The 7,835-nt window shown below is 35.4% G+C and carries 6 protein-coding genes; all 6 read left to right on the top strand.

Going from position 1 to position 7,835, the window contains the following annotated elements; translation table 11 throughout:
• On the top strand, positions 1–331 hold a 331-nt coding region (locus tag VIL26_09170; protein ID HEY8391092.1), incomplete at its 5' end, for an L-rhamnose mutarotase.
• A gap of 328 nt (positions 332–659) precedes the next feature.
• Positions 660–2,486, top strand: coding sequence for a right-handed parallel beta-helix repeat-containing protein (locus tag VIL26_09165; protein HEY8391091.1), 1,827 nt, complete (start codon positions 660–662; stop codon positions 2,484–2,486).
• Between the two features lie 10 nt (positions 2,487–2,496).
• Positions 2,497–3,426, top strand: coding sequence for an ABC transporter permease subunit (locus VIL26_09160; protein ID HEY8391090.1), 930 nt, complete (start codon positions 2,497–2,499; stop codon positions 3,424–3,426).
• On the top strand, positions 3,420–4,292 hold the full coding sequence (locus VIL26_09155; GenBank protein ID HEY8391089.1) for a carbohydrate ABC transporter permease: 873 nt from the start codon (positions 3,420–3,422) through the stop codon (positions 4,290–4,292). The genes VIL26_09160 and VIL26_09155 overlap by 7 nt, the downstream gene beginning before the upstream one ends.
• A gap of 19 nt (positions 4,293–4,311) precedes the next feature.
• On the top strand, positions 4,312–5,937 hold the full coding sequence (locus VIL26_09150) for an extracellular solute-binding protein (protein ID HEY8391088.1): 1,626 nt from the start codon (positions 4,312–4,314) through the stop codon (positions 5,935–5,937).
• 20 nt (positions 5,938–5,957) lie between these two features.
• Positions 5,958–7,784 carry a hypothetical protein gene (locus VIL26_09145; GenBank protein HEY8391087.1) on the top strand — a complete coding sequence of 609 codons (1,827 nt, stop codon included), beginning with the start codon at positions 5,958–5,960 and terminating at the stop codon, positions 7,782–7,784.
• Positions 7,785–7,835: the final 51 nt, after the last annotated feature.

The following is a 7,835-nucleotide window of genomic DNA, read 5'->3' as shown; positions in this document are numbered from 1 at the left end:
AGGAAGGTGGATTATGGAAAGATACGCATGGAGAGCAAAAGTAAAAGACGGATATATGGATGAATATATCAAGCGTCATGATGAAATCTGGCCCGAAATGATTGCTGAACTCAAAAAAGCCGGTATTAAGAACTACACTATTTTTGCGGACGGCAATGAGCTGTTTGGTTATTATGAGTGTGAAAAGGGTGCTGATTTTGCGGAGAAAGTTCAAACCACAAGTGCGATAGTCAAAAAGTGGGATGAATATATGAAAGATATTCTTATAATGGAAAAGAAAGATAATACCAAAGCCCAGCCTAGGATGATAGAAGTATTCAGTCTGGATTAATTTTTGTTTAAATATGTCTTAATGCTTTATTTTAATTAGAATTCAATTCCAATTAAAAATTTATATTATTTAGGAAAGAGATTTTTCTCTTTTTCCCTGTTTTTTGCTAGATTTTTTGAATTTTTTATTAAAAAAATTTTTAATGTCCAAATCGACGTTATCATTCAAAAGTAAAAAATAAATACAAATAAGGCGAAAATTAACCTATTATTTTTGTTTTTGGTTTATATCTGCCATAAATAAGTTAAATATAGGGATGGTTATTAAATATAGTCGATGATATAATATTTTCGTTAAAAACAAAGGAAAAATCAGTATGGGGAAACCAATGAGTAAAAAGATATCTATAAAAAAAATCATTTCTTTTTTAATGTGTGTGATTTTGGGAACAACAGCTATTGGCTGCGGACAGACTAAAGAAAGACTAAAAGTACAATCAAAACCTGATGTTTTGACTTTTTCGCACGAGAAGGATAACACCAATCAATATCAAGGCAAAACTTATTATGTCAGCAATGATGGCAATGACAGCAATGATGGTTTGAGTCCTGCTAAGCCTTTTAAAACTATATCCAAAATAAACCGCACAAGACTAGCGCCTGGAGACGCTGTTTTGTTCAGATCTAATGATGTCTTTGATGATGCTTGTCTAGAAATAAAAACAAGCGGAACAAGAGAAAAGAACATTACCATTTCTTATTACGGTACAGGGAATTATCCTGTTATAGTGGGCGGAACTACTTATGATACTCAATTTGTTTTGTCAGGTAATTTGTCTGCAACAGTGGGGTTGAAAATTTCATCAGCCTATCATGTAACGGTAGACGGCGTTATGTTTGAAGGCGCAATGTTTGGAATATTTCTTAACAACACTCAAGACTCGGATTTTTCTGATTCTTCCCTTACTATTAATGATACGATTTTTAGAAATTTAGGTGGATATAGATGCTTGCTTTTGGGCGAACCTGCGCCCAGCAAACCGCCTTTTTATTCCAATGCTGTCATGATTGGATTAAGAGGTCAAACGCCTTTGAGTAACATAACTATTACAAATTGCAAATTTTATGATTGCGAAGCAGGGCTTCATATAGACACAGTTACCAAAGCTGTTTTGGATAACATCTATATGGATAACATATACAGAGAAGGAATCTTGTTTGAAAGTGCGCATGCCAAGGAATCTGATCCTAGTACTATTACCAATGTAACTATAAGAAATGTAGGTGTTGTTTATGGTATGAGCTGGGGAACTGCGTCCTTGCAATTCAATGTTTGCAGCAATTTTATATGCGAAAATCTGGATATCTCTTATACCGGAAATGCCGAATACAAAAACGATATGGTAGGCGGGGACTTTGAGGCCACCAATAAAAATATGGTAGTTAAAAACAGCGTTATACATAACAACGGCGGTGCTGCTTGGCTTGTGTATAAGACAGCAGGCTGGGGCAAAGATAATCAGAATTGCTCGTTTATAAATAACATAATCGCCAATAACGGCAGAATGGATAATTATTCTGTAGGCGTTTTCTTAAGACATTTTTATAACACTGAAATAGGCGGGCAAATAAAAGATAACAAAATTTATCTAGCGTACGAAAATCAATATCTAAATTATATTGATCCCGTTCTTACCAATGATTGGCCTGTAAGCTATGAAGTGTCTGGCAATCAGATAATGGGCTTATATCAACCCGAAGAAATTCAAAAACCTCAAAACACCATTTATTCTTATGAATTTGATAATGCGTTTGATTATGAACAATGGTATGGATTGACTAACGTAGCGTATTCATATCCCAATGGTTTGTATCTGACGACCAAATTGTCTAGTGACAAGACATCAGATCCAGTGATAGTTACCCAAAAGGATCTGAATCTAAATCTAAAAGATGTCAAAAAAATTCAAATAAAATTAAAGAACAAAACTAAAGCCACTTCAATGAAGATGTACTTTGCAGATAAAAACAATAACTTTACTGAAGAAAAAAGTATTACTATACCTATTACCGCAATGGACAATGTATTTACAGAATATACGATAGATCTAGAAAATGTTTTGTCTTTGGATACTGTCGGCAGAATCAAAATTGTTCCTGCTGAGAATACGACTGAGGGTTGGCTGCAGTACGATTATATACGGTTTTTAGGATAATGGAGAAAAAATGCTAAAAGGCACAAAAGCAAAAAATATTACAATACTAAAGAAAATTAACAAGTATAGGTCCTTGTACCTTATGCTGATACCTGCAATATTATTGCTGGCAATATTTAGCTATGCACCTATGTTTGGTGTTATCATAGGGTTCAAAGACCTTAACCCCCGTTTGGGTGTATTTGGAAGTCCATGGGCAGATCCGGCATTGAAATACTTTATGCAACTCTTTGGCGATTCTAAATTTTGGAGTGTGTTATGGGATACTGTTTGGATCAGCTTTTTGAGATTGATTTTTGGTTTTCCTGTTCCTGTCATACTTGCTCTTTTATACAACGAAATCCGCAATCAAAAGTTTAAAAGATTTTCTCAAACAGTACTATATCTTCCTTACTTTTTGTCTTGGGTTGTTTTGGCGGGAATTTTTAAAACTATTTTTCTTAACGAAGGCAGCTTTAATATATTGCTAAAAAATCTTGGATTGTCGCCTGTACCGTTTTTGACAAGCAGAAGCCACTTTTTGCCGTTTTTGGTCATTTCAGATATATGGAAAAATATGGGCTTTAGCTCAATTATTTATCTTGCTGCCATTTCAGGCATAGATAATTCTTTGTACGAAGCGGCAGATATTGACGGGGCGGGCAGATTTTCTAAGATGAGATACATAACATTGCCCAGCATCGCCGTAGCGATATCAATCAATTTGATATTGCAAACATCCAATATACTTAACGGCGGTTTTGACCAGATCTATAATTTGGACACTACAGGCACATTTTATGACATCATCGATACATATCTTTATAGAATCGCCTTTGTTGAAGGTGCTAATTACAGCCTTGCAACAGCCCTAGGTCTGTTTAAGTCAGTTGTTGGTTTTGTAATCATCATAATTACTAACAAGATAGCCAATAAATTGGGGGATGCAGGAATATGGTAAAAAGCATTTTTAAAAGAATAAAACCCCTAGAAATAATTATTTATTTAATTATAGGATTATTAGTTGTATGCACTATTTTACCCTTTCTTAATGTAATATCAATCAGCCTTTCTTCTTATGAAAATGTAGTATCCAATAAAGCAATGCTTTTTCCAAAAGGATGGACATTTGATGCTTATACAGTACTTATGAGCAAAAAAGTTTGGATAAGTTTTGTCTGGACTATTGTTATAGTAATTGCTTCTTCCGTACTTCACATCATTGTGTGCTTGTTAACAGCATATCCTTTATCCAAAAATCAGTTGCCTGGAAGAAAATTTTTGCTTTTGTTCATACTGATACCTATGCTGTTTTCGGGCGGGTTAGTACCTTACTACAAGGTTTTGAGCGGATTGGGATTTGTAGATAACTGGATGGTGTTTATCGTCCCTGGATTGTTCTCCGGCTACAATGTAATCTTAATGAAAAACTTTATTAATCAAATACCTGCTTCTATGGAAGAAGCCGCCCGAATAGACGGAGCAGGATATTTCAAAATTCTGTTTAGTATATTGGCACCTTCGTCCATGCCTATAATAGCAACTTTGCTGCTGTTTTATGGCGTGGGCAAATGGAACGATTGGTTTACCGCTTTGATATTTATCAATCAAAAAACTTATCTTTATCCATTGCAAAGTGTGCTTAACGAAATTCTTACAGCAGGTAACTTAGACAATATAAGCGGTCTTATAACATCAGGAAAAGTGTTTACTGATTCTACTAAGATGGCTGTAACTATCTTTTCTATAATTCCGATTGCAAGCGTTTATCCTTTCTTACAAAAATACTTTGTGCAAGGAATTTTTGTAGGCTCGGTAAAAGATTAAAAACACAGGGGAGAGAAAAATGAAAAAATTCTTGACAATCTTATTAATCTTAACAATGACTTTTTCTTTGTTTGCATGCAAACCAAAAAACAATTATGACGAACTTGATTTTACAGAAACTGACGATTTGGTTGAATACACTTTTTGGGCATTTAACTGGAATTCATACGCAGGCACAAAAAGCGATAGAATCATTTCGTATATAGAAAATAAATTCAATGTAAAAATCAATCTTACGGGTGTTTCGGAAGATTCATGGAAAACCAAAATCAATCTTTTGGTTGCCAATGACACTGCTCCTGATTTGTTTTTCTATACGCCCGGCACTTCTGTATATAGAACATGGGTTTCGGACGGAATGCTTTTAAAACTTGATCCTTATATTGAAAAAGCCCAGGCTCAAAACCTAAAAAGCATTTTAAACAGCAATCAAATAAAATATTCTACCTTTGACGGTAATCATTATTTTGTTCCTAATATCTTTGGCGAAATGAACCATGCAATGTATGTGCGCAAAGATTGGATGAACAAATGGATTAACTCAAGAGGACTAGATATTGAATATCCTGAAACCTTGGAACAGTTTGCTGATATGCTTAAGTTCTTTACCACAGAAGATCCTGACGGCAACGGCAAGAATGATACTGTAGGTATGGCTGCTTCATCCGAAACTGCATGGCTTGATAACTTCTGTGCTGCTTTTGGAATTCAACCTAACTGGACCAAAACAGGCGATGATTATGAAATAAGCGCGTTGACAGACGGATACAAAGAATTCTTACAATATTTCGCTAATTTGTATTCCAAGGGATATATATATAAAGACTTTTACACTCTCAACGATGCAGAAAAATTAGAGCTTTTCACTTCAGGAAAAGCAGGCGTAGTAATATCCAATAACGGTGCGACTGTTGACCATATAGTTAATCAGATGTCCAACAGTACATTAAAAGGTCTATTAAACGACAAGGACGATTATCTGGACTATATAGATATTATCAATATGCCTAGCGGTGAATTTGCAGGCGGATATCAAGGCAACAACTGGTACTATGGCGGTTTCTCAATTTCATATAAAGTTCAAGAACCTATGAGACTTATAAGAATACTTGATTATCTTATGAGTGAAGAAGGTCAGATGTTGAGATTGTTTGGTTTAAAAGATGTTCATTACAGCATAGATGAGCAAGGCAATATTGTGCCTAATCTTGCAGAAAGAGTAAAAGAAGGCGCAAGATTCCAAATCACCGATTTAACGACAGCTAAGCAAAACGGAAAATATCTAATAGGCGTTTATTTTTCGGAAAATAGAGTTAGTGTTGACCAAAACAACGATTTGCAGGTTACATACGATTATCAAATATACACCAATCAAGAACTTATCAAAAAGTCATACGATATGATAGCACAGTCTGAACTAAATTATGATGACGGTGCGTTTATCGTGGATTATTCCAAAAATTATTATGACAAGTTAAACCAAATAAAAGACGAGATAAAAAACACTTTTATTTTGGTAGTATCTGGACAAAAGACTGTGGATTCTCAATTGGATTACTTAAAAAAGAGACTCAATGCGATAGGCTATAACCAAGTAAAACAAGAATATAAGAGCACATTGACTAAGTTCGGCGTCAATAGTTAATAAAAAAGGGTGGAGTAATAATGATGAAAAAATTATTAAATTACATAATCTCAATACTCTTGTTAATCTGTATGGTTTTAGGAGTGGTTGGGTGTAAAAAAGATAATCCAAACCCTAATTCAAAAGATGAATACAATCAAGATGCTTTTACAATAGACAAATATTATTTATACGGTATTTCTACGCCAATAAAGCAGGACATGAATAACGGGGCATCCCTCAATAATCAAACATACTTGATAGGTGCTTTGGGCGCAACCAGCCATAGAGCTTGGATGCATCTTACTGATGTATTGATACTTGATGAAGACAATAATATTTCAATCAATACGTCTGCAGCTTCGGAATTTCACACAATATATCAGCAATTAAGATTCCGCGCAGTAGAACAGATAATTGCTATGAATCATACTTGGTTTTTGCCTAATAACCAAAGCAATCCTACGGGCGGCGTACCTAACAGAGACACAACTGAAGGTTCGGACTATATGGAATTTTTGAAGCTGTATGAAAAATGCTGGTACGCTGTGGCTGAAGAATTTCCTGAGATTAAATATTGGCAGGTAGGAAACGAATTTGATCAGGACAAGTATATTCATCCTTTGAATTATGATTCCGCTACCGGTATTAATACATTTACTACAGAAGAAAAAGCCAAGATTGCAGTAGATATGATGTATTACGCAAGCAAGGGTATTTATGCCGCAAATTCAGACGCTATGGTTGTTATGCCTGGTATCGGAAGCGACAAAAGCATAGATGACGGCAGCTTAAAGAATTTCTTGACTTTAATTTATTCTAATATAAAAAGCGGTCAGTTCCCTGCAGGAAAAGAAAAGTCCAAAGATACCAACAAATACTTCCTTGTGCTAGCTTGGCACCCGCATATTCCTGATGAAAAAGTCGGGGATACCGATTGGATTAAGACATCATGGAAGTCCATTAATGATGAGATCTTTAGCGTTGCATCAGCTAACGGCGATGGATACAAAAAGGTGTTTTTTACTGAATTTGGTATCTCTGATTATGGCAGAGATGAATTAGATACTCTAGCTGCAAATTCATTTCAAGCAGCTTTTGAAACAATGCAAAATATGAATTATCTAGAATCCTGCCATGTATTCAGACTTTTTGAAGATGCTACGGCAATCAATTGGGGAACAGAAAAAGATATTTATTATGGACTGTTTACCGAAAATCCTGCTTATTATCCTAAGGCAAAAGCTAGAATGATTCAAAGCATTTATGGCGGAGTAAATGATATTGGCAGCTTGTATGTTGACATTGATACTTTGAATGCTGGTGAAAATATCGCACGATATGCTAGTCTGTCGGCTTCTAGCAGCGCAGAACATCCCGAATGGAGTCCTGGATGGGGAATAAAGTATCTTGTTGACGGCGTCAGATATAACGGCGGCGGATGGGTAAACTGGTACAATGCAGGACATGTCTTTTCTGACGGAACGGTAGCAGAAGGCGATGGGCAAGGTGCCATTTCTAACACCACAGAAGAATGGGTTCAATTCAAATTCTCCAAGTCTGTTAAAGTTGACAAAATCGATGTGTATGTCCATGAACATAACACCTGGTCAGAAACCATATTGGTATTGGGCTCGACAGGAGAAAAAGACAATAACGGCAATTTGATCTGGAAAACGCTGGTGCCTGAAGTTTATACGCCTATGAGTCCTACTATACATATGATGAGTTTTGACTTGAATGCTTTAAAAACAGCTGGAAGTTACAAATTTATTAAGGTTGTATTTCCTAGGTTGTATCCCACTCCGGCAGGAAATAACAATTCTTATCTAGTAAAAATGTCTGAAATTGAGATATACAAAGGATAAATTAAAGGGCTAAAACATGTACTTTACTAAAGCAAAATGGATTTGGATAGA

This window comes from Clostridia bacterium, assembly GCA_036562685.1.
GTDB lineage: Bacteria > Bacillota > Clostridia > Christensenellales > DUVY01 > DUVY01.
The sequence above is the reverse complement of the archived record's forward strand: the minus strand, read 5'-3'. Positions and strand labels throughout refer to the sequence as shown.

What these genes read in the sequence shown, in the direction of transcription:
- VIL26_09155 (HEY8391089.1), top strand. Translation starts at nt 3,420, where the DNA reads ATGGTAAAAAGCATTTTTAAAAGAATAAAACCCCTAGAAATAATTATT.
- VIL26_09150 (HEY8391088.1), top strand. Translation starts at nt 4,312, where the DNA reads ATGAAAAAATTCTTGACAATCTTATTAATCTTAACAATGACTTTTTCT.
- VIL26_09145 (HEY8391087.1), top strand. Translation starts at nt 5,958, where the DNA reads ATGATGAAAAAATTATTAAATTACATAATCTCAATACTCTTGTTAATC.
- VIL26_09165 (HEY8391091.1), top strand. Translation starts at nt 660, where the DNA reads ATGAGTAAAAAGATATCTATAAAAAAAATCATTTCTTTTTTAATGTGT.
- VIL26_09160 (HEY8391090.1), top strand. Translation starts at nt 2,497, where the DNA reads ATGCTAAAAGGCACAAAAGCAAAAAATATTACAATACTAAAGAAAATT.